The organism is Citrobacter sp. Cpa228 (assembly GCF_030333085.1).
Lineage (GTDB): Bacteria > Pseudomonadota > Gammaproteobacteria > Enterobacterales > Enterobacteriaceae > Citrobacter > Citrobacter pasteurii.
On record NZ_JAOWGQ010000054.1, the window covers coordinates 55,915 to 78,004 of the forward strand.

19 protein-coding genes are annotated in these 22,090 nt (G+C 52.1%); 14 read left to right on the forward strand and 5 right to left on the reverse strand.

Annotated elements, in window-relative coordinates:
* Window positions 1-24: 24 nt before the first annotated feature.
* Window positions 25-2,445 carry a glycerol-3-phosphate 1-O-acyltransferase PlsB gene (gene plsB / locus OGX91_RS17900; protein ID WP_005132666.1) on the reverse strand — a complete coding sequence of 807 codons (2,421 nt, stop codon included), beginning with the start codon at window positions 2,443-2,445 and terminating at the stop codon, window positions 25-27.
* A 171-nt stretch (window positions 2,446-2,616) separates the two neighbouring features.
* On the opposite strand from plsB, the gene OGX91_RS17905 reads away from it, so the two are divergent.
* The 4 genes from OGX91_RS17905 (at window position 2,617) to OGX91_RS17920 (ending at window position 5,439) form a co-directional block, all read left to right on the forward strand.
* Window positions 2,617-2,985 (forward strand): diacylglycerol kinase, encoded by a 369-nt coding sequence (locus OGX91_RS17905; protein WP_005132664.1) that lies wholly within the window; start codon window positions 2,617-2,619, stop codon window positions 2,983-2,985.
* Window positions 2,986-3,094: 109 nt separating this feature from the next.
* Window positions 3,095-3,703, forward strand: coding sequence for a transcriptional repressor LexA (gene lexA / locus OGX91_RS17910; RefSeq protein WP_003826596.1), 609 nt, complete (start codon window positions 3,095-3,097; stop codon window positions 3,701-3,703).
* Window positions 3,704-3,773: 70 nt separating this feature from the next.
* Window positions 3,774-5,093: an MATE family efflux transporter DinF gene (gene dinF / locus OGX91_RS17915; protein WP_286627081.1), complete on the forward strand. Its 1,320-nt coding sequence runs from the start codon at window positions 3,774-3,776 to the stop codon at window positions 5,091-5,093.
* A 136-nt stretch (window positions 5,094-5,229) separates the two neighbouring features.
* Window positions 5,230-5,439, forward strand: a complete 210-nt coding sequence (locus OGX91_RS17920) for a CsbD family protein (RefSeq protein WP_005132658.1) — start codon at window positions 5,230-5,232, stop codon at window positions 5,437-5,439.
* A 44-nt stretch (window positions 5,440-5,483) separates the two neighbouring features.
* Here OGX91_RS17920 and zur read toward each other — a convergent pair whose 3' ends face one another.
* Window positions 5,484-6,002, reverse strand: coding sequence for a zinc uptake transcriptional repressor Zur (zur, locus tag OGX91_RS17925; protein WP_005132657.1), 519 nt, complete (start codon window positions 6,000-6,002; stop codon window positions 5,484-5,486).
* A gap of 115 nt (window positions 6,003-6,117) precedes the next feature.
* Here zur and OGX91_RS17930 point away from each other — a divergent pair, with 115 nt between their 5' ends.
* The 3 genes from OGX91_RS17930 to pspG all read left to right on the forward strand — a co-directional run bounded on the left by OGX91_RS17930 (window position 6,118) and on the right by pspG (window position 8,087).
* Window positions 6,118-6,606: a cupin domain-containing protein gene (locus OGX91_RS17930; protein WP_155021927.1), complete on the forward strand. Its 489-nt coding sequence runs from the start codon at window positions 6,118-6,120 to the stop codon at window positions 6,604-6,606.
* 106 nt (window positions 6,607-6,712) lie between these two features.
* Window positions 6,713-7,711 carry a tRNA dihydrouridine(20/20a) synthase DusA gene (gene dusA, locus OGX91_RS17935; protein ID WP_286627082.1) on the forward strand — a complete coding sequence of 333 codons (999 nt, stop codon included), beginning with the start codon at window positions 6,713-6,715 and terminating at the stop codon, window positions 7,709-7,711.
* 133 nt (window positions 7,712-7,844) lie between these two features.
* Window positions 7,845-8,087: an envelope stress response protein PspG gene (pspG, locus tag OGX91_RS17940; RefSeq protein ID WP_040229808.1), complete on the forward strand. Its 243-nt coding sequence runs from the start codon at window positions 7,845-7,847 to the stop codon at window positions 8,085-8,087.
* A gap of 301 nt (window positions 8,088-8,388) precedes the next feature.
* Here pspG and OGX91_RS17945 read toward each other — a convergent pair whose 3' ends face one another.
* Window positions 8,389-9,372: a quinone oxidoreductase gene (locus OGX91_RS17945; protein WP_182289516.1), complete on the reverse strand. Its 984-nt coding sequence runs from the start codon at window positions 9,370-9,372 to the stop codon at window positions 8,389-8,391.
* A gap of 64 nt (window positions 9,373-9,436) precedes the next feature.
* Here OGX91_RS17945 and dnaB point away from each other — a divergent pair, with 64 nt between their 5' ends.
* From dnaB to OGX91_RS17970, 5 genes are all read left to right on the forward strand, one after another.
* Entirely contained in the window at window positions 9,437-10,852 is a 1,416-nt protein-coding gene (dnaB, locus tag OGX91_RS17950; protein WP_286627083.1) for a replicative DNA helicase, read from the forward strand.
* A gap of 145 nt (window positions 10,853-10,997) precedes the next feature.
* Window positions 10,998-12,077 carry an alanine racemase gene (gene alr, locus OGX91_RS17955; protein ID WP_005132641.1) on the forward strand — a complete coding sequence of 360 codons (1,080 nt, stop codon included), beginning with the start codon at window positions 10,998-11,000 and terminating at the stop codon, window positions 12,075-12,077.
* 129 nt (window positions 12,078-12,206) lie between these two features.
* A complete protein-coding gene (tyrB, locus tag OGX91_RS17960; protein ID WP_005132638.1) occupies window positions 12,207-13,400 on the forward strand; it encodes an aromatic amino acid transaminase in 1,194 nt (397 codons plus the stop codon).
* Between the two features lie 247 nt (window positions 13,401-13,647).
* The gene (aphA, locus tag OGX91_RS17965; protein WP_199947657.1) at window positions 13,648-14,361 is read left to right on the forward strand and encodes an acid phosphatase AphA; all 714 of its coding nucleotides are present in this window, start codon (window positions 13,648-13,650) and stop codon (window positions 14,359-14,361) included.
* Between the two features lie 127 nt (window positions 14,362-14,488).
* Complete coding sequence (locus OGX91_RS17970) at window positions 14,489-14,845, forward strand: MmcQ/YjbR family DNA-binding protein (RefSeq protein WP_005132621.1); 357 nt, start codon at window positions 14,489-14,491, stop codon at window positions 14,843-14,845.
* A 123-nt stretch (window positions 14,846-14,968) separates the two neighbouring features.
* Here the strand turns inward: OGX91_RS17970 and uvrA are convergent, their stop codons facing one another.
* Window positions 14,969-17,791, reverse strand: coding sequence for an excinuclease ABC subunit UvrA (gene uvrA, locus OGX91_RS17975; RefSeq protein WP_199947655.1), 2,823 nt, complete (start codon window positions 17,789-17,791; stop codon window positions 14,969-14,971).
* Between the two features lie 251 nt (window positions 17,792-18,042).
* On the opposite strand from uvrA, the gene ssb1 reads away from it, so the two are divergent.
* Window positions 18,043-18,567, forward strand: coding sequence for a single-stranded DNA-binding protein SSB1 (gene ssb1 / locus OGX91_RS17980; protein ID WP_003826621.1), 525 nt, complete (start codon window positions 18,043-18,045; stop codon window positions 18,565-18,567).
* A gap of 482 nt (window positions 18,568-19,049) precedes the next feature.
* On the forward strand, window positions 19,050-21,359 hold the full coding sequence (locus tag OGX91_RS17985) for an autotransporter family protein (protein ID WP_199947653.1): 2,310 nt from the start codon (window positions 19,050-19,052) through the stop codon (window positions 21,357-21,359).
* A gap of 83 nt (window positions 21,360-21,442) precedes the next feature.
* Here OGX91_RS17985 and OGX91_RS17990 read toward each other — a convergent pair whose 3' ends face one another.
* Complete coding sequence (locus OGX91_RS17990) at window positions 21,443-21,724, reverse strand: YjcB family protein (protein WP_005132615.1); 282 nt, start codon at window positions 21,722-21,724, stop codon at window positions 21,443-21,445.
* Between the last annotated feature and the right edge of the window lie 366 nt (window positions 21,725-22,090).

Consider the following 22,090-nt stretch of genomic DNA (forward strand, 5'->3'; position numbering starts at 1 on the left):
TCATTTCGACCGGTTTTTTTATGCTTACTCGCCCTGCGTTGCGCTTTCGATGGTCAGACGCACATCGGATGTGACCAGCTCGGCCAGCATCTGATAGATCTTCATCGTTTCTTCCGGTTCGGCATCACCGGTATCGCTGATGTAGCCCTCGTCACGCAGCGTCAGCACCAGGGAGCTGAACACAGCTTTATCGAAGAACTCAGGCGCGTTGATACCGTGCAGCACGGAAAGACGTTGTGCCACGGTGCGGCTCTCTTTCTCCAGGGTACTGCGGTTGATGGATGGGTTCGCACTCAGCAGCCAGAAGGTAATGGCATAGCGCTGTAGCGTTTCACGCGCGCCCGCAGCCAACAGCTGCAGCGTGCGAGAATGAACCGGGTTGATATGCAGCTCATCGTTCTGCAGGGTTATCAGACCCTGACGCTGCATTTCGTTGACCAGCTCGTCAATTACCCCGGCAAGCTCATCACGCTCCCAACGCAGGAACAGCTCTGCTTTCAGCATCGGGTACAGCGCTTCAATATGCTGCTGCAATGCGGCGCGTGAAATCCGGCGGTGCTGAGTCACAATCGCGGCCATCAACGAAGGCAGAACCAGCATGTGCGCAATGTTGTTGCGGTAGTAGGTCATCAGTACCGCCTGCTCGCGCGGCAGAATAATGATGTCACCGATCGTGTCTTTCTCAACCTCAAACTTGTTCATCTGCAAGGCGTGGTCGATAAGTTCACTGGCGCTTTGTGTCGGCACTGTCGTATCCGAAGCATACGGCACATTGCGCAACAGGCTCAGGTAGCAATCGAGCTGTTCGGTTAGCTGCTCGCGCGTCAGAGAACGCTGACGGGAAGCCAGTAACGCGGTACAACACAGGTTCATGGCGTTGGCCGCGCCCGCGTTGTTAATGCGTACCATCAGGTCGGCAGCAATGTTATTCACTGTCGGCGTCAGCCAGGCCGGGCGAATAGACTCGATAGGATCGATAGATTCGCGCCACTCCGGCACATGCTGATTCAGGTAGGTCATCAATGGCATAGGTTCGCCAAAGTTAACGTAGCCCTGACCCAGATTACGTAGCTTGCTCAAACCGCGCAGCATTTGCGGCAGGCTCTCTTTCTCTTTGGTCGCGCCACGCAGCTCTTTTGCGTAAGTTCCCACTTCCATCACATGCTCGTAGCCGATGTAGATAGGCACCAGTGTAATGGGACGCGTACCGCCGCGCAGCATCGCCTGGATGGTCATCGACAGCGTGCCGGTTTTCGGGTCAAGCAGACGGCCGGTACGTGAGCGGCCACCTTCGACAAAGTATTCAACCGAGTAACCACGGCTGAACAACTCGCCCAGGTATTCGCGGAATACGGTGGAATAGAGCTTATTGCCTTTAAACGTACGACGAATAAAGAATGCGCCCAGACGGCGGAAAATCGGACCTGCCGGCCAGAAATTCAGGTTGATCCCTGCCGCGATATGCGGTGGAACCAGCCCCTGATGGTACAGAACATACGACAGCAGCATGTAGTCCATATGACTGCGGTGGCACGGCACATAGACGATTTCATGTCCGTCGTGCGCCAGTTGGCGTACGCGCTCGGCATTGTGAACGTTAATTCCCTGGTACAGCCGGTTCCAGGTAAAGCCCAGGATACGGTCCGTCAGGCGGATCATCTCATAGGAGAAATTCGCGGCAATCTCTTCCATCAATGCGATAGCGTTTTGCTGCGCCTTTTCATGGGAGATTTTTTTGCTACGTGCTTCATCTTCCACCGCGCGTGCGATGGCTTTTGAGGCCAGCAGTTTATTAAACAGATCCTGGCGGGCAGGAAGGCGAGGGCCAACCGCCGCTAAGCGCTGGCGGGCAAAGTGCATACGCGCCACGCGTGCCAGTTTCTGCGCGATAGTTTTATCTGTGCCGTGTTCGTCTGCCATGCGGCGCAGGGAGACGGAAGGTGAGAAGCGGACAAAACTGTCGCGTCCCAGCCAGGAGACGGCAAAGAATTTCTGTACGCCATTCAGCATGCGCAGCGGTGGATTGACTTCGCCTTTCTCGCGCCCTGGAGCACGCCCAAACATCACCGACACCGGCACCATCTGTACATCCAGATCGGGGTTGCTGCGATGCAGATCGAGATAGTTATGGAACAGCTTGATGGACTCTTCTTTTGGCGTGTAATAGGTGAATACACGCGGGCCGCCGTGTATAAACACGTAGCGCGGCAGCAAAGTCCCATCTATCTCCAGCGGTTCCAGGGGGTCAGGGAGGTCGTGCACCAGACATTGGGCACGCAGTGTCAGCAAGTCAGCTTTTGAGTTGTACGGTAAGACGTACATAATGGGACGAGAGGTATCGAGTCCCAATTCCGGGGCGGGTTCCGCCGGGATAGACTTGCTTTTTACCAGGATGCTTAATGGTAAATTCAGTAATTTGTAGTAAATTCGTGGCCAGCCGGACATAAACGATGTAAAGCCTCTGGTTAATAATGCAAATGCGCTGCAAGGATATCAGAAAGTTTAGTGAATTTCTGTGGTATCCCGTCATACTTCGCGCAGCTTTGCTTATGCCCTGAAACAAACAGGGTAACGATACAATAATACTCACGCTAATTATGTAAAAAGGTTCTTTTGATGGCCAATAATACCACTGGATTTACTCGGATTATCAAAGCAGCAGGCTATTCCTGGCAAGGTTTCCGCGCCGCATGGATCAATGAGGCGGCATTCCGTCAGGAAAGCGTTGCCGTACTGTTGGGGGTAGCCATCGCCTGCTGGCTGGACGTTGACGCGATTACCCGCGTACTGCTGATTGGTTCGGTGATGCTGGTGATGATCGTTGAAATTCTGAATAGCGCCATTGAGGCGGTCGTCGACCGAATTGGTTCGGAGTATCACGAGCTTTCTGGCCGGGCGAAAGATATGGGATCGGCTGCAGTATTGCTTTCTATTTTTGTCGCTCTGATCACCTGGGGCATCCTGTTGTGGTCGCATTTGCGATAAAGGTTCCACAACTTCATAAATCTCCTGTTTTTTGTGCAGTTTGCGGTTCCAAATTCGCCTTTAGCTGTATATACTCACAGCATAACTGTATATACACCCAGGGGGCGGAATGAAAGCGTTAACGGCCAGGCAGCAAGAGGTGTTTGATCTCATTAGAGATCACATCAGCCAGACAGGTATGCCACCGACGCGTGCGGAGATCGCGCAGCGTTTGGGGTTCCGTTCCCCAAACGCGGCTGAAGAACACCTGAAAGCACTGGCGCGTAAAGGTGTACTGGAAATCGTTTCTGGCGCATCGCGTGGTATTCGCCTGCTGCAGGAAGAAGAGGAAGGTTTACCGCTTGTTGGTCGTGTCGCGGCCGGTGAGCCACTTCTGGCACAGCAGCACATCGAAGGCCATTACCAGGTTGACCCATCACTGTTCAAACCGAACGCCGATTTTCTGCTGCGCGTCAGCGGTATGTCGATGAAAGATATCGGGATTATGGATGGCGATTTACTGGCTGTGCATAAAACGCAGGACGTGCGTAACGGCCAGGTTGTTGTTGCCCGTATTGATGATGAAGTCACTGTTAAGCGCCTGAAAAAGCAGGGCAACAAGGTTGAACTTCTGCCGGAAAACAGTGAATTTAAACCTATCGTTGTCGATCTGCGCGAGCAAAACTTCACCATTGAAGGGTTGGCGGTAGGCGTGATTCGTAACGGTGAATGGCTGTAATCATGTATTAATACTGTGGCGCATTCTGCGCCACAGTTAGTTTTCACTTCTTTTCATCAGGCTTTCCTGTATGCCTTTCTTTACCTCCTCTGATAAAGCACTCTGGCACCTCGCCTTACCGATGATCTTCTCCAATATCACTGTTCCCCTGCTGGGACTGGTGGATACCGCGGTGATTGGTCATCTGGATAGCCCGGTCTACCTTGGTGGCGTTGCCGTTGGCGCAACAGCGACCAGTTTTCTCTTTATGCTGCTGCTTTTTTTGCGTATGAGTACCACTGGTCTGACAGCCCAGGCGTTCGGTGCGAAAAATCCGCAGGCACTGGCGCGCGCGCTGGTTCAGCCGCTGATGCTGGCGCTGGGAGCGGGGCTGCTTATCGCGCTGTTTCGCACTCCGATTATCGATGTCGCGCTGCATATTGTCGGGGGAAGTGAAGCGGTACTGGAACAAGCCCGGCGTTTCCTTGAAATCCGCTGGCTCAGCGCACCCGCCTCGCTGGCTAATCTGGTGCTGCTCGGCTGGCTGCTTGGCGTTCAGTATGCGCGTGCGCCGGTTATCCTGCTGATTGTCGGCAATGTGCTTAACATCATGCTCGATTTGTGGCTGGTGATGGGCCTGCATATGAACGTACAGGGCGCGGCGCTGGCGACGGTGATTGCCGAATATGCCACTTTGCTGATCGGTCTGATGATGGTACGTAAGGTCCTGCATATGCGCGGAATTTCGCTGGCAATGCTGAAGCAGGCGTGGCGTGGCAACTTCCGCCGTTTACTGGCGCTTAACCGTGACATCATGCTGCGCTCGCTGTTGTTGCAGCTCTGTTTTGGTGCGATTACGGTGCTGGGGGCGCGTCTCGGGGGCGATATTATTGCAGTCAACGCCGTTCTGATGACTCTGTTGACGTTCACCGCCTATGCGCTGGACGGATTTGCCTATGCCGTGGAAGCCCATTCTGGTCAGGCTTATGGCGCGCGGGATGGCAGTCAACTGCTGGATGTTTGGCGAGCGGCGTGTCGGCAGTCGGGAATTGTGGCGATCCTTTTTTCGCTGGTCTATGCCCTGTTCGGCGAGCACATCATTGTATCGTTGACTTCCCTGCCACAGATTCAGCAGTTAGCCGATCGTTACCTCATCTGGCAGGTGGTGTTACCGCTGGTGGGGGTGTGGTGTTATCTGCTGGACGGGATGTTTATTGGCGCGACGCGGGCTGCAGAAATGCGCAACAGTATGGCCGTTGCCGCAGTGGGATTCACCTTAACGCTCCTGACTTTGCCGTGGCTCGGAAATCATGGTTTGTGGCTGGCGTTAACCGTTTTTCTCGCGCTGCGCGGGCTATCGCTGGCCTTTATCTGGCGGCGTCACTGGCGTAATGGTACCTGGTTTGCCTGAAAGGAATGGTTAAAAATTCCGAATAGTAAATAAAGCTCAGAATCACTGACTACACTTATTCTCACGTCCAGAGAAAACAGCATGTGTCTGGACATGGCACTCGCGCTATTCACAACCTAACGATGAGGACTTGATGATGAATAAAGACGAAGTCAGCGGTAACTGGAAACAGTTCAAAGGTAAAGTGAAAGAGCAATGGGGCAAACTGACCGATGATGATATGACGGTCATTGAAGGTAAACGCGACCAGCTGGTAGGTAAAGTCCAGGAACGATACGGGTACGCGAAAGATCAGGCGGAGAAAGAAGTTAAAGATTGGGAAAAACGCAACGATTACCGCTGGTAATTAACCCCTCCCTCCTGAGAGTACAAGGACGTACGCTCTTTTATTTACCGCCCGACTTTCTTTTTCACCTGAATTGTATGGTCATGCTGGCATTCGCCAGGATGGCGGCATGATTCAACTTCCACACATGCCGGACACAGGCCGTGGGCTTCAATCACATTATGGCGCAGAGCAAATCCCATTTTAGCTGCCAGCGTATGCATAATATCTTCCACGCCTTCCGCACACTCTTCTTTTACCACGCCACAGCGGTCACAAATAAACATTGCCGAGCTATGGGTTGGCTGATCGAACAGATGGCAAAGGACATAGCTGTTGGTGGATTCCACCTTATGCACAAACCCTTGTTCCAGCAGAAAATCGAGCGCACGATACACGGTAGGGGGTTTGGCCTGCGGCTCGGTTTCCCGCAGCAGATCAAGCAGGTCATAGGCGCTGATCGCACCTTCCTGCAGGCTCATCAGGCGCAGCACTTCGAGGCGTTGTGGCGTTAGCCGCACGTTACGTTGCACACAGAGTTTTTCAGCTTGAGCCAATAACTCCTGCGTGGTGGTTTTGTCCATTTGGCGCCTCGATTTGCGTGGAAGGTTAATCCCTTACTTTATCATGTTCTGCTTAAAACGCCGAGATCCACCGCTGTGTGCTATACCTGACGCATCGCAACACTGGAAAATTAACATGAAAAGACCCGATTGTATTCGCCACTGGCGTGAAGTTGAGGGGCCTGATGACTCCACCTATCCAGGCAGCGATGAGATTTTTTCTATTGGCGCGCCGCTGGCCCGCAGGTTGGGGTTAGGGCGATTAGGCATTCATCACGAACGTCTGCCGCCGGGGCGTCGTACTTCTTATCCACACGCTGAAAGCGATGAAGAAGAGTTCATCTACGTGCTGGAAGGCTACCCGGAAGCCTGGATAAATGGTTACTTATGGAAGCTGGAACCCGGCGATAGCGTCGGTTTTCCGGCAGGAACCGGTGTGTGCCACACTTTTATCAATAACACCAGTGAAGAGGTACGTCTGCTGGTCGTCGGTGAGGCGAACAAAAAATACAATCGCATTTATTATCCGCTTAATCCGGTTTATGCCGCCACGCGCGAGGATCGCTGGGTTGACCATCCTCCACAGTTTTTTGGTCCACACGACGGAAAACCCGGGCGGAAATGACGATCCACGCGGACGAAGGGCGCTATCCACGATGATGTGGCTCACTATCGCAACGGTCTATGCTATAGTAGCGCCCCTTTTTTAACCGGATGCTTGAATATTCGCCATGCTGCCTGAATCTCAGTCTACCGCTTTTCCCGCTCATCGTTTTTCTATCGCGCCGATGCTCGACTGGACGGACAGACACTGCCGCTACTTTTTGCGCTTACTGTCCAGCCAGACGCTGCTCTATACGGAGATGGTGACCACCGGGGCAATTATTCATGGCAAAGGCGATTACCTGGCGTATAGCGAAGAAGAGCATCCGGTCGCATTGCAACTGGGCGGGAGCGATCCTGCCGCGCTGGCCCAGTGCGCAAAGCTGGCTGAAGCACGAGGTTATGACGAGATTAACCTCAACGTCGGCTGCCCTTCCGATCGCGTACAAAACGGGATGTTTGGCGCTTGCCTGATGGGGAATGCGCAACTGGTCGCTGATTGCGTCAAAGCGATGCGCGATGTGGTGTCGATACCTGTCACGGTGAAAACCCGTATCGGCATTGATGACCAGGACAGCTACGAATTTCTGTGCGATTTCATCAACACGGTCTCCGGTAACGGCGAATGTGAGATGTTTATCATCCACGCCCGCAAGGCCTGGCTGTCGGGGTTAAGCCCGAAAGAGAACCGCGAAATCCCACCGCTGGATTATGACCGTGTTTATCAGCTAAAACGCGATTTTCCGCAGCTGACGATGTCGATCAACGGCGGCATTAAATCACTGGAAGAAGCGAAAACGCATCTGCAACATATGGATGGCGTGATGGTGGGGCGTGAAGCTTATCAAAACCCAGGAATTCTGGCGTCCGTTGACCGCGAGATTTTTGCAGCTACCACCGAAGATACCGATCCGGTTACCGTGGTGCGCGCCATGTACCCGTACATTGAGCGTGAACTGAGTAAGGGAACCTATTTGGGACATGTGACGCGCCATATGTTGGGGCTGTTTCAGGGGATCCCTGGGGCTCGTCAGTGGCGTCGCTATCTGAGCGAAAATGCGCATAAAGCCGGGGCAGATATTAACGTACTGGAGCACGCGCTGAAGCTGGTGGCAGACAAGCGTTAAGTTCTCACCAAAAGTTAGTTAATTTCACCACGCCCTGCGCTTTGTCGCGGGGCGTTTTCTTTATAAATCAATGCATTAATTTTGGCATGTTTCTTGTAATGCAATGGAGAGAATTTCATTTCGGGAGAGAGCCATGCTGGAACTACTTTTTGTGATTGGGTTTTTTATCATGCTGATGGTCACCGGCGTATCTTTGCTGGGGGTGTTGGCCGCATTGGTGGTTGCCACTGTGGTGATGTTTTTGGGCGGACTCTTTGCCTTGATGATAAAACTTTTACCCTGGCTGCTGCTGGCCGTTGCCGTGGTGTGGATTATCAAGGCGATAAAAGCGCCAAAAGTCCCACAGTATCAGCGCAATAACCGTCGATTTTACTAAGGTATTGAGCGGTGCGTCACAACCTGCAACATTGCCTTTAGAACCAAATAGGAATTGATTATCAAATCTGTCACTATTGCGCGGTTAACGAATTCATCGAGCTGTACCCTACATACAGCCGAACTAAAAAAAGAAAGGGCTTCCTACGGGAAGCCCTAATTCTTTACTTCCCCGTCATAATTCAAACCGCAGGTGTGTTGGCTGCTTTCATTCACCCCAGTCACTTACTCCAGTAAGCTCCTGGGGATTCATTCAATTGCCGCCTTCCTGCTGCTTGAATTATTTAGGGGAAGTCGGAGCATTACGGGATCAGTAAACTCGAGCCCTGCGTGGCCCGGCTTTCCAGTGCTTCATGGGCCCGTTGCGCGTCACTTAACGCAAATTTCTGACCCGGCGCGACATCCACTTTGATCACCCCACTGGCAATCAGCGAGAACAGCTCATTGCTGGCTTCAGTTAATTCACGGTGATTGGTGATATACCCCTGGAGTGAAGGACGGGTCACGTACAGCGAACCTTTCTGGTTCAGAATACCTAAGTTCACGCCAGTCACCGGCCCGGAAGCATTACCAAAGCTGACCATCAATCCCCGGCGTTGCAGGCAATCCAGTGAGGCTTCCCAGGTATCTTTCCCCACCGAGTCATACACCACCCGCACTTTTTTACCGCCGGTTATCTCTTTCACTCGCTCAACTATGCTTTCTTCACGATAGTTAATAACCTGCCATGCGCCGGCCTGCCGCGCAATTTGCGCTTTTTGCGCACTGCCGACGGTACCAATCAGCTTCGCACCCAATGCTTTTGCCCACTGGCAGGCAATCATCCCGACGCCGCCAGCAGCCGCATGGAATAAAAACGGCTCGTCGGGCTGGATTTCATAGGTTTTACGCAGCAGATAAAAAACGGTTAACCCTTTCAGAAATGAGGCTGCTGCCTGCTCAAAAGAGATGGCATTAGGCAGAATGGCGGCTTTATCGGCCGGAACGTTATGTACTGAGCTGTAAGCGCCAAGCGCAGACTGGGCGTAAACCACGCGATCGCCAGCTTTAATGTGCGCCACTTTGCTCCCCACTTTGCTGACGACGCCTGCGGCTTCGGTTCCCAGACCGCTGGGCAGAGAAGGCGGTGGATAAAGACCACTGCGGATGTAAGTGTCGATATAGTTGATACCAATCGCTTTATTCTCGACCTGGATTTCGTTTTCCGCCGGATCTGCAGGCGTAAACTCGACGACCTGAAGCACTTCAGGACCACCATGCTTGTGAAATTCAATACGCGTTGCCATGCTTCCTCCAAAAGAAATGTGGTAATCTTTCGACCCAATCATTATCTCGGTAACTCCATTCACTATGGCAGGAAATAAACCCTTCAACAAACAACAGACTGATGCTCGTGAGCGCGATCCCCAGGTCGCCGGGCTGAAAGTACCGCCGCACTCGATTGAAGCGGAACAGTCGGTGTTGGGCGGTTTAATGCTGGATAACGAACGCTGGGACGATGTGGCCGAGCGCGTGGTGGCGGAAGATTTTTATACCCGACCGCACCGGCACATCTTCACGGAAATGCATCGACTGCAGGAGATGGGAAAACCTATCGACCTGATCACGCTCGCAGAATCGCTGGAGGTTCAGGGACAACTGGACAGCGTCGGCGGCTTTGCTTACCTGGCTGAGTTATCTAAAAATACGCCAAGTGCGGCGAACATTAGTGCTTATGCGGATATCGTCCGCGAACGTGCCGTTGTTCGTGACATGATTGCGGTTGCGCACGAAATTGCGGAAGCCGGGTTTGATCCGCAAGGCCGTTCCAGTGAAGATCTACTGGACCTCGCGGAATCACGCGTTTTTAAAATCGCTGAAAGCCGCGCCAACAAAGACGAAGGCCCGAAAAACATCACCGATGTGCTCGACGCCACCGTCGCGCGTATCGAGCAGTTGTTCCAGCAGCCGCACGACGGCGTCACCGGGGTAAACACCGGTTATGATGACCTCAACAAAAAGACGGCGGGTTTGCAGCCGTCAGACTTGATTATCGTCGCCGCGCGTCCGTCGATGGGTAAGACGACATTTGCAATGAACCTCGTCGAAAATGCGGCGATGTTGCAGGATAAGCCGGTTCTTATCTTTAGTCTTGAAATGCCCTCAGAACAGATCATGATGCGTACCCTGGCCTCGCTGTCACGCGTAGACCAAACCAAAATCCGTACCGGTCAACTGGATGATGAAGATTGGGCGCGAATTTCCGGAACAATGGGTATTTTGCTGGAGAAACGAAACATCTATATTGATGATTCTTCCGGCCTGACGCCAACGGAGGTGCGCTCGCGTGCTCGTCGTATCGCTCGTGAACACGGCGGTATCGGCCTGATCATGATCGACTACCTGCAGCTGATGCGCGTGCCGTCGCTCTCCGATAACCGTACGCTGGAAATTGCTGAAATTTCCCGCTCGCTGAAGGCGTTAGCAAAAGAACTGCATGTGCCGGTGGTAGCGCTGTCGCAGCTTAACCGCTCACTGGAACAACGCGCCGACAAGCGCCCGGTTAACTCGGATCTGCGTGAATCCGGCTCCATCGAACAGGATGCCGACTTAATCATGTTTATCTATCGTGATGAGGTTTATCACGAAAACAGCGATTTAAAAGGTATTGCCGAAATTATTATTGGTAAGCAGCGTAACGGTCCGATCGGCACGGTGCGCCTGACGTTTAACGGCCAGTGGTCGCGATTCGACAATTATGCGGGCCCACAATACGACGACGAATAAATCTCCGTCATCCTTCATGCTGCAGATGCGTTGACTACGCCCGTTCACCCCGGTCACTTAGTTTACTAAGCTCCCGGTGATTCTCAGGCTTGTCGCCTTGCTGCAACACGAATGATTGAGGAGATTCTTTTATTAAGGAATACAAATGCAAGCGGCAACTGTAGTTATTAACCGCCGCGCTCTGCGACACAACCTGCAACGTCTGCGTGAACTGGCTCCTGCCAGCAAACTGGTTGCGGTCGTGAAAGCGAACGCTTACGGCCATGGTCTGTTAGAGACCGCGCGAACGCTCCCCGATGCGGACGCTTTTGGTGTCGCTCGTCTTGAAGAAGCCCTGCGGTTGCGAGCGGGAGGGATCACGCAGCCCATCCTGCTGCTGGAGGGATTTTTTGATGCCGCCGATCTGCCGACGATCTCCGCGCAGCGTCTGCATACTGCCGTCCACAACCAGGAGCAGCTTGAAGCCCTGGAAGCCGCAGAACTGGCTGAACCGGTCACCGTCTGGATGAAGCTCGACACGGGAATGCACCGCCTGGGCGTGCGCCCTGAGCAGGCCGAAGCGTTTTATCAGCGCTTAACGCAATGTGAAAACGTGCGCCAGCCGGTCAATATCGTTAGCCACTTTGCCCGCGCAGACGAACCTGAATGCGGTGCGACGGAAAAACAGCTCGATATCTTCAACAGCTTTTGCGAGGGCAAACCGGGGCAGCGTTCAATTGCCGCGTCGGGTGGTATTTTGCTGTGGCCTCAGTCCCACTTCGACTGGGCGCGTCCGGGGCTGATTCTGTACGGCGTATCGCCGCTGGAAAACCACTCTATCGGCGCCGATTTTGGCTGCCAGCCGGTGATGTCGCTGACCTCCAGCCTGATTGCGGTGCGTGAGCACAAAGCGGGCGAACCGGTTGGCTATGGTGGAACCTGGCAGAGCGAGCGCGATACGCGTCTCGGCGTAGTAGCGATGGGTTACGGCGACGGTTATCCGCGCGCAGCGCCGTCTGGGACGCCGGTGCTGGTTAATGGCCGTGAAGTGCCGATCGTCGGTCGCGTCGCGATGGATATGATCTGCGTCGATTTAGGCCCCGAGGCGCAGGACAAAGCGGGCGATTCGGTGATCCTGTGGGGTGAAGGCCTGCCCGTTGAACGCATTGCTGAAATGACGAAAGTAAGTGCTTACGAACTTATTACGCGCCTGACGTCGCGCGTGGCGATGAAGTATATCGATTAAGCGCATAATGTGCCGGATAAGGCGGTTACCCCGCCCTCCGGCAATATTCCTCTCAACATCCTCTCGATCTTCTCCTGCTTCCGGTTTATTGTGTTCTAATCCTCTGTCTGTAAACCTGGAGAACCACACGTGTTTCAAAAAGTTGACGCCTACGCTGGCGACCCGATTTTATCGCTTATGGAGCGGTTCAAAGAAGATTCACGTAGCGACAAAGTGAACCTCAGCATTGGCCTGTATTACAACGAAGATGGGATTATTCCTCAGCTTAAAGCGGTGGCGGAAGCGGAAGCCCGACTCAATGCCAAACCGCATGGCGCTTCGCTGTATCTGCCGATGGAAGGTCTGAACGCTTATCGCCATACTATTGCGCCGTTGCTGTTTGGCGCAGATCATCCGGTTCTCCAGCAGCAGCGCGTGGCAACGATTCAGACGCTGGGGGGGTCTGGTGCGTTAAAAGTGGGCGCAGACTTCCTGAAGCGCTATTTCCCTGATTCTGGCGTGTGGGTCAGCGATCCGACGTGGGAAAACCATATCGCGATTTTTGAAGGCGCTGGATTCGACGTAAGTACTTACCCCTGGTATGACAACACGACCAACGGTGTGCGTTTCAACGACCTGCTGGCAGCGCTGAATATCTTACCCGCGCGTAGCATCGTGCTGCTGCATCCGTGCTGTCATAACCCGACGGGTGCGGATTTAACTCCCGCACAGTGGGATGGCGTCATTGAGATCCTGAAGGCACGTGATCTGATCCCGTTCCTGGATATTGCTTACCAGGGCTTCGGCGGTGGAATGGAAGAGGATGCCTACGCCATCCGCGCCATTGCCAGCGCCGGATTGCCTGCTCTGGTCAGCAACTCATTCTCGAAGATCTTCTCCTTATACGGTGAGCGCGTCGGTGGGCTGTCAGTGGTGTGTGAAGATGCCGATGCCGCCAGCCGCGTTCTGGGACAGCTAAAAGCGACAGTGCGCCGGAACTACTCCAGTCCGCCAAACTTTGGTGCGCAGGTGGTTGCCGCGGTGTTGGGTGATGACGCGCTGAAAGCCAGCTGGCTGGCGGAAGTCGAAGAGATGCGTACCCGTATTCTGGCGATGCGTCAGGAGCTGGTTAACGTATTGAATGCGGAGATCCCCGGTCGTAACTTTGATTACCTGCTGCAACAGCGCGGTATGTTCAGCTATACCGGACTCAGCGCCGCTCAGGTCGATCGCCTGCGCGATGAGTTCGGGGTGTACCTGATTGCCAGTGGTCGTATGTGCGTGGCCGGGTTGAATCACGGTAACGTGCAGCGAGTGGCAAAGGCATTTGCCGCCGTCATGTAATCGGCTTTGTGTGTGCCGGATGGCGGCGTAAACGCCTTATCCGGCCTACAAGGGTACATGGATTTTCGTTTGTAGGCCTGATAAGCGCAGCGCCATCAGGCACACTTTCCTGTGTGATCATGCTCCTTTTCCTGGACAAAACCAGAGAAAATCCTTCCTTTCCCTTCCCCCAAGGGGTAAGGTCAGATAGTTTTTTGACCAGTTGTTAAATAAAAAATGATAACTAACTGACTACTTAGGGAAAAATATGCGCAAGATTACTTTGGCACTGAGTGCCGTTTATTTATTGTTCACGTTGAATCAGCCCGCTCAGGCGTTAGTTTCCTCTCCTTCTCAGCTCAATCCCGGTACTAACGTTGCAAAACTCGCTGAGCAGGCTCCCATTCATTGGGTCTCTGTTGCTCAAATTGAAAATAGTCTGACGGGCCGCCCGCCGATGGCCGTTGGCTTTGATATCGATGATACGGTTCTCTTTTCCAGCCCGGGCTTCTGGCGCGGTAAAAAAACGTACTCTCCGGACAGTGAGGATTACCTGAAGAATCCGGCCTTCTGGGAAAAAATGAACAACGGCTGGGATGAATTCAGCATTCCGAAAGAAGTGGCGCGGCAGCTGATTGATATGCACGTGCGTCGTGGAGACAGTATCTTTTTCGTGACCGGACGCAGCCCGACGAAGACCGAAACGGTCTCTAAAACGCTGGCCGATAACTTTCACATCCCGGCCGGCAATATGAATCCAGTCATTTTTGCCGGTGATAAACCCGGTCAAAACACCAAAACACAGTGGCTACAGGATAAAAGCATCCGCATGTTCTACGGCGACTCCGACAATGACATCACCGCCGCCCGTGACGTAGGAATCCGCGGTATCCGTATTTTACGCGCCTCTAACTCTACCTATAAGCCGCTGCCACAGGCAGGAGGGTTTGGTGAAGAGGTGATCGTAAATTCAGAGTACTGAGGTCACTGAATGCGGATTGGTGGTTTTTTAAACAAATTTACGTTACCGGCTTTTACCTTTTGCGGACTTGCTGCACACTGAATAAATGATGTTCTTATTAGGCGATTTGCTGGTAAGGGGAATAAAAATGACGAATTCGGAGTTGCTGCAATACTGCATGGCAAAAACAGGCGCGGAGCAGAGCGTGCACAGTGACTGGAAAGCCACGCAAATCAAAGTTGAAGATGTACTCTTTGCGATGGTCAAAGAGGTTGAAGGTCGCCCGGCGGTGTCTCTGAAAACCAGCCCTGAACTGGCAGAATTGCTGCGTCAGCAACATAAAGACGTGCGACCCAGCCGCCATCTTAATAAAGCGCACTGGAGCACGGTGTATCTTGACGGCTCGCTGCCAGGTTCACAGATTTATTATCTGGTGGACGCGTCTTACCAGCAGGCCATCAACACCTTGCCGGAAGATAAACGCAGGTTGCTGGCGCAGCCCTGAACGGTCTTGTAGGCCTGATAAGCGTAGCGCCATCAGGCACAACCGTTGCCTGATGCGGCGCAAGCGCCTTATCAGGCCTACAAGCTTTACGCCTGTTCTGTGGGCCTGATAAGTGTTGCGTAATTACAACAGTGGTTTGAGGAAACGCGCCGTGTGTGAGGCTTCACATTCAGCGACCGTCTCCGGCGTGCCGGAGACCAGAATTTCCCCGCCGCCGCTGCCGCCTTCCGGACCGAGATCGACAATCCAGTCTGCGGTTTTAATCACGTCCAGATTGTGCTCAATCACCACGATGGTATTGCCCTGATCCCGGAGCTGATGCAGCACGTCCAGCAGTTGCTGAATATCGGCAAAATGCAGACCCGTGGTCGGCTCATCGAGAATATACAGCGTCTGTCCGGTACCGCGTTTTGACAACTCACGCGCCAGCTTCACGCGCTGCGCCTCACCGCCTGAGAGGGTCGTTGCGGACTGCCCCAGGCGGATGTACGTCAGACCAACGTCCATCAGCGTTTGCAGCTTACGCGCCAGCGCCGGAACGGCATCGAAGAACTCACGGGCTTCTTCAATCGTCATATCCAGCACTTCGTGGATAGTCTTGCCCTTGTACTTAATCTCCAGCGTTTCGCGGTTATAGCGCTTACCTTTGCACTGATCGCACGGCACGTAGATATCTGGCAGGAAGTGCATTTCGACTTTGATCACGCCATCGCCCTGACAGGCTTCACAGCGTCCACCACGGACGTTAAAGCTGAAACGGCCCGGGGTGTAACCGCGTGCACGTGACTCCGGCACGCCGGCAAACAGTTCGCGCACAGGCGTAAATACCCCGGTGTAGGTTGCCGGGTTAGAACGCGGCGTACGACCAATCGGGCTTTGGTCAATGTCGATGACTTTATCGAAATGTTCCAGACCCTGGATATCCCGGTATGGCGCGGGCTCTGCCAGCGTGGCGCCGTTAAGCTGGGTTTGGGCAATCGGGAACAAGGTGTCGTTAATCAGCGTCGACTTCCCGGAACCGGACACGCCGGTAATACAGGTAAACAGACCCACCGGCAGCGTCAGGGTAACATCTTTCAGGTTGTTGCCGCGTGCGCCAGTCAGCTTCAGCACTTTTCCCGGGTCAGCCGCTACGCGCTGTTTCGGTACTTCAATCTTGCGCTTACCGCTCATGTACTGGCCGGTTAACGATTCCGGTACGGCCATGATGTCTTCCAGCGTTCCTTCAGCAACCACCTGGCCGCCGTGAACGCCTGCACCTGGGCCAATGTCGATAACGTGGTCGGCGGCGCGAATGGCATCCTCATCGTGCTCAACCACAATCACGGTGTTACCCAGATTGCGCAGATGGATAAGCGTACCCAGCAGACGTTCGTTATCGCGCTGATGCAGACCGATAGACGGTTCATCCAGCACGTACATCACACCGACCAGACCGGCGCCAATCTGGCTTGCCAGACGAATACGTTGTGCTTCGCCACCGGAGAGCGTTTCCGCTGAACGGGACAGCGTCAGATAGTTGAGGCCTACGTTGACCAGGAACTTCAGACGATCGCCGATCTCTTTGAGGATTTTCTCAGCAATCTTCGCCCGTTGACCGGCAAGTTTCAGGTTGTTGAAGAAATCCATTGCATGACCGATGCTCATGTCGGAAATCGCTGGCAGTGGCGTATTCTCGACAAACACGTGACGAGCTTCCCGGCGTAGACGGGTTCCGTCACAGCTGGCGCAAGGTCGGTTGCTGATAAACTTGGCTAATTCTTCGCGTACCGCACTGGATTCCGTCTCTTTATAACGGCGCTCCATATTGTGCAGCACACCTTCAAACGGGTGACGACGCACGGACGTATCGCCGCGATCGTTCATGTATTTGAATTCGATATTCTCTTTGCCGGAACCGTATAGCACCACTTTGTGAACCGCAGGATTCAGGCTGGCCCACGGGGCTTCGACGTCGAACTTATAGTGTTCTGCCAGCGACTTAAGCATCTGGAAGTAATAAAAGTTACGGCGATCCCAGCCACGGATGGCGCCACCGGCCAGCGACAGTTCCGGGTTTTGAATCACCCGGTCAGGATCGAAATACTGTTGTACGCCAAGACCATCGCAGGTTGGACACGCGCCGGCGGGGTTGTTGAACGAGAACAGTCGGGGTTCCAGCTCGCGCATGCTATAGCCACAAATCGGGCAGGCGAAGTTGGCGGAGAACAGTAGCTCTTCTGCTTTCGGGTCATCCATATCAGCGACCACTGCCGTACCACCGGAAAGCTCCAGTGCGGTTTCAAACGATTCGGCCAGTCGCTGGGTAAGATCGTCACGTACCTTGAAGCGGTCAATCACCACTTCGATAGTGTGTTTCTTTTGCAGCTCAAGTTTAGGCGGGTCGGAAAGGTCGCACACTTCGCCATCAATACGCGCGCGGATATAGCCCTGGCCTGCCAGGTTTTCCAGCGTTTTGGTGTGCTCACCTTTACGTTCTTTAATTACCGGTGCCAGCAGCATCAGGCGCTTGCCTTCCGGCTGGGACAGCACGTTATCTACCATCTGGCTGACAGTTTGCGCCGCCAGTGGCACGTCGTGATCCGGGCAGCGTGGCTCGCCAACGCGGGCATACAGCAGGCGCAGATAATCGTGAATTTCGGTAATTGTCCCAACCGTGGATCGCGGGTTATGCGACGTCGATTTCTGCTCGATTGAGATGGCAGGAGAGAGCCCCTCAATGTGGTCGACGTCCGGTTTTTCCATCAGCGACAGAAACTGACGTGCGTACGCGGAAAGGGATTCAACGTAACGACGCTGCCCTTCGGCATACAAGGTGTCGAAAGCGAGCGAAGATTTGCCTGAGCCCGAAAGCCCGGTGACGACAATCAGCTTGTCGCGCGGGATGACGAGGTTGATGTTTTTGAGATTATGGGTGCGGGCGCCCCGAACTTCGATCTTATCCATTCATCTTTCCCGGATTAAACGCTTTTTTGCCTGGCTGCATGGTGCTACCGGCGATCACAAACGGTTAATTATGACACAACCTAACCTGAATGGATATACAGTATTGGAATGCAAAACACAGGTGTCTGTGCAACAATGTCTGGCTGAGGTTGTTTACTGGAATCAACTTCGCAACGTAGTAAAAGCGCTATTGGAAATGCTACAATCCCGCGCTTACACTTATTCAGTAACGTTTTTCAGGAGACACGATCATGGCCAGCAGAGGCGTAAACAAGGTGATTCTCGTCGGTAATCTGGGCCAGGACCCGGAAGTACGCTATATGCCGAATGGTGGCGCAGTTGCCAACATTACGCTGGCTACTTCCGAATCCTGGCGTGATAAAGCGACCGGCGAAATGAAAGAGCAGACTGAGTGGCACCGTGTTGTGCTGTTCGGCAAATTGGCGGAAGTTGCCAGCGAATATCTGCGTAAAGGTTCTCAGGTCTATATTGAAGGCCAACTGCGTACCCGCAAATGGACCGATCAATCCGGCGTAGAAAAATACACCACTGAAGTCGTTGTTAACGTTGGCGGCACCATGCAAATGCTGGGTGGTCGTCAGGGCGGCGGCGCGCCAGCAGGTGGTGGTCAGCAGCAGGGTGGTTGGGGTCAGCCTCAGCAGCCGCAGGGCGGCAACCAGTTCAGCGGTGGCGCACAGTCTCGTCCGCAGCAGTCCGCTCCGGCAGCGCCGTCTAACGAACCGCCGATGGACTTCGACGACGATATTCCGTTCTAAGATAGCTGAACGCATTAACGTTCGTACTGATGAAAACCTCGTTGCGACGGGGTTTTTTTACATCTCTTATTCAGAATTAATTATTCGGTATTTTCTGGTTTATCATCGCAGCTTTATCATTCATTTTATACGAACTGATTCACGTTAATATTCGGTAATATTTATTGGTGGTTACGGGGAATAAAAATTAATGTAGGTATTACCGAACAATAACAGTAAATGTTACGATAATAACTAATGAATATATGTCGCATGTTTAATTTTTTCTGCTTGAGATAGTTCTCCTGAGAGTAATATTCAATTAATTTAATGGAAAAATTGTATTTTACTGCATGGTAAATATTGACAAATTAATACATGGCTTTAAATAATGCTTTTAGCTTATCGATTCTTCATTGATGAAAATTCATTTATTATTTGCTGCTTTTTATTGGTGGGGTATTAATAAGTGATTTGATAAACTATTTGTTATGGAGCTTACTATGTATCAAAGGAAGATAAACCCTAAAGCAATAATACCCTTTGCACTATCATTTACCGCAGCACAGTTGGTTTGCGCTGGATTTGCGAGTGCAAAAAACTATGAACTGAATTATATAGATGTTAATGGTGGTCAGGAAGGGATCATCATTCGGGATACGATTGCTGATGATAAAAACTATGACATCACGGTAAATATTGATAACCCTGTGCGAGGTGAAGGTAATGGCCTTGAGGTGAAGATTGGCAGTATCACCAAAGACCAGGCGGGAGAGTATCAAATTGGTAATTACAACGTTAATATTAGCGGAACTACGCAACAGGAACACCGCGCCGGGCTGGCCTTTTTTGGCTTATCCGCCGAAGGTCAGGACACCAACGTCAAAGTTGATAACTTTAGTCTGAAAAATACTTTCTTAATTGGCTCTAAATATACCCATAACAATACTGCGTTGTATGCGGGAAGCGGTGCGGATATCACTGTAAACGGCAATGTGTATGTTCGTTCAGAGGTTGAACACACCAACGATGGGGAAGATGCCACGCTGGCAAATAATGGAATCTATGCACGTGGAGTAGGTTCAACTATTACGGCAAACGGTGGTAATATTTACATTAATACTTACGCCAGTAATTTCAGAGAACTGCTGGAAAACAACAGCGGTTATCCTGATGGTTCATCAAAAAGTGATGCGGTTAGTGCTAAAGATGGTGGTGTCGTTAATATTAATCAGTCAGGTGAGTACAAGGTCAATTTGTTGGGAAATATCGACTTTGGCGATAAAATATATGCTCATGCCAGCCAGATGAATATTACGCTCAATGGTGCAGAATCATTTTGGCATGGGCATGAAGCGAATGTTCTGGACATCGACAGTAATACATGGGCGGGAGATTTGAATCTGACGCTGATGAATAATGCCCACTGGATCCCGGATGGTAAAGACGCTCAGATCAGTGCTATCACCTTGCAAGATGGCGGGACGATAAACCTGCATGGTTTTAACCTGCATACCAATCAGAGCATCAACGAAACTGTGAAGATTCACGATCTGAAAGGCAACAACGGTATTTTCCTGATTGATGTAAATACAAATAAAACAGATGAGCAGCGGCGTAATGGTAGCGACTTTATCGAAGTCGTTAAGAGTAGCACGGGGGGAACTCATGCCATTGAGGCGTTAAATATTAATAAGCTCAGCAATCTGCAAGAAGATATCTGGGTTGCTGATGCCGCCAGCAATGTGACGTTCGAAGCGTACGATAAAATCGATATCACTAACGAGTATGTATATGACTATAAACCGCTACTGCGCTCTGATATTCGGGAAGGCGATCCGGCAAGCCAGTATGGCACAAACTGGTATATCACGGGGATTTCAACGAAAGCCAGTGCGGGTAGCAACACCGCGATTGCCAATGCCGGGTTAAACTACGCGGCGGCCACCGCCCGTCTCGAAATCGACAGCCTGAATAAGCGTTTAGGGGAATTACGCCAGAACCAACAGCAAAATGGTCTGTGGATACGCTATAAAGGCGGCGAAATGGAAAGCGATAATGGCAGCTACTTCAAAAACCTGTATAGCTTCTGGCAACTTGGTTATGACAATAAAGTAGAGGGTGAACAATCAGTCTGGACGCGAGGCATTGCGGCGCATTACATGAGAGGTAACGCTGACTTTGCTTATGGCACGGGCGATAACAAGAGCTACGGTGGTTCACTTTATGCTGCATGGAACCGTCCGGAGAAACAGGACTACCTGGATCTGGTGCTGAAATATAGCCGCCATGAGAGTGATTTTAACTACCGAAATGTGTATGGCAATATGGGGGGGGCGGATAGCAGCACGTGGTCAATTAGCGCCAGCGCAGAATACGGTCGTGAGTTTAGTCTGGGAGAATCCTCTTTCATCGAACCGCAAGCGCAGCTCGTGTATACCCGATTGGATGAAGCTCGTTATACCACCAGCAGCGGGTTACGGGTTCGTCAGAATGATATCGACAGCGTGATTGGTCGTGTCGGATTGCGGGGGGGTTATCGATTTGAAGAACGCCCGGACAGCGATATTTATGTGAAGCTGGATCTGCTGCATGAGTTTGCCGGCGATCGTGATGTCACTGTGTGGGGTAAAGACGCGTCCATGACGGTCCGCGAGGGAGGAAGTGACTCGTGGATAAACTACGGTATTGGAACCAATATCCATCTTACTCAGAACAATAATTCCCGACTGTACGTTGACCTGGAAAGATCGGCTGGAGGCGACATTGATATGAACTGGCAGGTGAACGCAGGGTTCCGGATGGAGTGGTAAGCGGTTACCGGAACGTCAGTAAAATCGTTATCGCTTAAAACCGTGTCCGACCGGGTATACTCTGGTCGGACACACTGTTGTTATCAGTTCAACACCATCGGCCAGTCTGGCGGAGTATGGCTCATCACGTCGAGCATCACAGATTCGATGTTATTCCAGATAGTGGATACATCTACCAGGGTGATACCGAGTAATCCGGTTGCAAACCAGCAGGCAAAAACAAGCCCTAAACCGCTGCTGATAACGGCCAGCCCAATATAGTCTGATTTACGAAAACGAATATTGAGCGTACTGGCTAAAAACATCAGTACTGCGCTGAGCAGTTGCCACCGCAGAAGAACCACGCCAGTTGTTATTGTTGCCATGAAAAGCGTCCTCAGAAAGTCTTGATGCCCAGGACAGCGCGGGGTTGTTCACAGAGGGTGTGCTACTCTGGCTATCGACGGGCAATAACATGAATGAAACAATGTTTCTGTTACATTATTTCTGTGAACTATATCACAACTGCTCGTTTGTTCACCAGTATCTGACGTTATTTTTGCCGGCCTTAATCCATGGCAAGTGTGTGGTTATTTTGATTCATAAACGAATAATAAATTATGCGTTATGTAAGATGCATTCATGTTACTTGTTTTCTTTATCCGAAATTAATCGTTAAAAAAGTTAATGTGTTTTATACGTGCAGCCAGTATAACGCGTGTAAAACATTACTCTTTCTTGATAATGATGTT